This window comes from Bacillus sp. EB V-12, assembly GCF_056158125.1.
Genome location: NZ_JBUXJL010000042.1, coordinates 1 through 2,501, shown reverse-complemented (window position 1 = coordinate 2,501; position 2,501 = coordinate 1). Strand labels below are relative to the sequence as shown.

The window sequence follows — 2,501 nt, the reverse complement described above, 5'->3', positions numbered from 1 at the left end:
TAATGTTCAAAAGTCTATAAATAAGTTGACTTCATTCCAAAAGTACTCCTAAATAACCTAGGAGTACTTTTTATGAAATTATATTTTTACTATCGCGCTTATAAGACCTAGTATATCAATCATGATTTGCTACCTTATTTTAATTTCTATAAGTTTTTTATCAAGAGACAAAACTTAATTTGTCCTTTTTCCTTTGAACTCCCCCTTCACTTTCACTTCTAAATGAAGTGAAAGTGAAGGGGATTCAACCGTTTTTTAAGAAATATCAAATTTTATGAATAGGGAAAAGCACATAAATTATCTGAGTTGGAATTTAAATGTACTACTTTGAAGTTTGAGGTGAAAAAATTGAGCAACCGAGAAAAACAAGTATATCAAGCACGTGTAAAACGCCATAAAGAAAAAATGCCCTGGTTTATCATTGAATATATTGAAAAGAAAACGAACCTCTCTCCTGCTACTTTGTATGCATATATAATTGATTATGAGATATTTTTGCAGTGGTTGATTTCCTCACGTCTTGCTGTCGCAAATGGAAAAGTTGTAAAGATAATACATGAGGTGCCAATTGAAACGTTGGAAAAACTTCCTCTTAAACGAGTAAAAAAATTTAAAAGATATTTAGAGAGAAAAGGTAATAAATGCTGGGATACAGTTGATTGAGGTACTTCTAATAGCTCTGTTAACTGTGTCACATTACAAACTTTGCGACGTTCTTGCTCCTTCACAATTTGTAACCTAACTGGATGGGCCATAATCTTTAATAATTCTACATCCGCCTCTGGGATTTTGTTCATTTCTTTATTTACTTGTTTTTACAATTCAGTACGATAAGGAAAAGAAAACTTGATATCATCAACTTTTCCACGTCACAAAAACGACCCAGCCATCGAGCTGCAATAGAATATCGAATCTCGATGGCTACCTAGTCTTTTTCATAATGTCTACTTAACAGGGGTAAGACCATTCCTAGCCTTTTTTGCCCTCGACATGAGGTGCAACCAACCTATTAATTGGCGACTTTATATAAATTATCTAGGGTGCACAGTGAGATTTGTCGAAAATAATTCTCCAGCAAGTTCCGTATGTGCTGCGTTTTTGAAAAGTTGAACATGTACGAATGTATTTTCCGTCTCACCACCCATAGTTTGTTTTATTTCTAATGATTTTAGTGGTGTACTAGAGGAAAAGTATCCACTGGTTATATCATGAAAAGCGGAATTTAAACGAGCGTGTGAAAGTCCCATATCATAATACAACCTACTACAATTTCCTTGTGTCTCAATTTTAGCATTCACATATTTATGAGTTTTATCATACTCGGTACGATCGGTATAAACTCTGGCTTTACAATCAGTGCCTCCCGCTGTTACTTTATACCAGCCTCCAACTGCTGCTTCAGTTTTAGTGGATGTAATGAAAATTCCACTACACATTAAACCTACTACCAATATTAATTTTGTTAAATGTTTCAAAGTCTCCACTCCTTTTTATAAAGTTATTTAAATATTAGCATATTAACTTGTCTTATGGTTAATATTGGTATATTTATCAATTGAAAACTGAATATTCTGTATAAGATGTATTTATATTTTCTATATGGACTAGCAACACATGCCCATCAACTTAGGAAATTAATTGCTCCCCACAATTAAAGAAATGAGCCTAACTTTCATAAGTAACTGTAAAAAAGTAAAAAATTCGTTATGGGGGTGTCTCAAAATCTTAGCTTGATGGTGATGTGGCAGGACCCATCAGTAGAAAGAAAAAGGCAGATTCCTACTTTCACAAGGAATACACCTATTTGTAGAATGTAATTTGAAGTAAAATTGCTGTACCTTAAAGCACTTTTCATAATTTTATTTTCGTATTTTATTTTTTTAATATTTAAATATTATTTTATCAAGTTTATTAAACTAACATTATTTGCAAAATATGTTAAGTTTGTTGTGCAAGATATAAAAATACTTAAGGGGGAATTTTTATGTTTAAGAAATTAGTAGTTGGAACATTAGCGACTGGTATTATGTTATCTGGTGCAGGTGGAGCGATGGCTGCAACACCTAACACTGAAAGTCCGAAGCAAGAAAAGGTTAATAGAGCAGCGGCAGCGAATACTCTTTGGATGTTAAAACCAGGATATTTTTCTAAAGCTTCTGTACCTAGCACAATCAAAGAATATGGTATCACATGGTACTTGAAAAAGGTATATCAAGAACCGAATAAAACATGGACAGGTTATTTTGAAGACAAGCGTTAATTAATTAAAGCTATTTATAATAAAAAGCCTCTTATAATGAGGCTTTTTATTTGTGTAAAATCATAAAGAAAAGACACCCTAATAAGCGTTTTTGTACGCTAGAAATCTTGATATAAATGGTTATACTTTCCTTGACACGGTTTTTATGTCATTTTGTTGACTGGACCCCTTCACATAATTTTCTTTGCCTATTGAAATGTATCCTTTATTTGCATCAAAGCACAAAAAAAAGAGTAGCAAA

Annotated in this window: 2 protein-coding genes and 2 pseudogenes; 2 read left to right on the top strand and 2 right to left on the bottom strand. The window is 32.5% G+C overall.

Features of this window, described 5'->3' with window-relative positions; translation table 11 throughout:
• Positions 1–348 precede the first annotated feature (348 nt).
• Positions 349–642 (top strand): annotated as a pseudogene (locus tag ACZDYH_RS30255) (tyrosine recombinase XerS); the annotation flags it as partial.
• Here ACZDYH_RS30255 and ACZDYH_RS30250 read toward each other — a convergent pair.
• Both ACZDYH_RS30250 and ACZDYH_RS30245 read right to left on the bottom strand, forming a co-directional pair.
• A pseudogene (locus ACZDYH_RS30250) lies at positions 615–797 on the bottom strand (ArsR/SmtB family transcription factor); the annotation flags it as partial. The pseudogenes ACZDYH_RS30255 and ACZDYH_RS30250 overlap by 28 nt on opposite strands.
• A 234-nt stretch (positions 798–1,031) precedes the next feature.
• Entirely contained in the window at positions 1,032–1,484 is a 453-nt protein-coding gene (locus ACZDYH_RS30245; protein WP_474888025.1) for a hypothetical protein, read from the bottom strand.
• A 500-nt stretch (positions 1,485–1,984) separates the two neighbouring features.
• On the opposite strand from ACZDYH_RS30245, the gene ACZDYH_RS30240 reads away from it, so the two are divergent.
• Positions 1,985–2,260, top strand: coding sequence for an LCI fold-containing protein (locus ACZDYH_RS30240; RefSeq protein WP_474888023.1), 276 nt, complete (start codon positions 1,985–1,987; stop codon positions 2,258–2,260).
• Positions 2,261–2,501 lie beyond the last annotated feature (241 nt).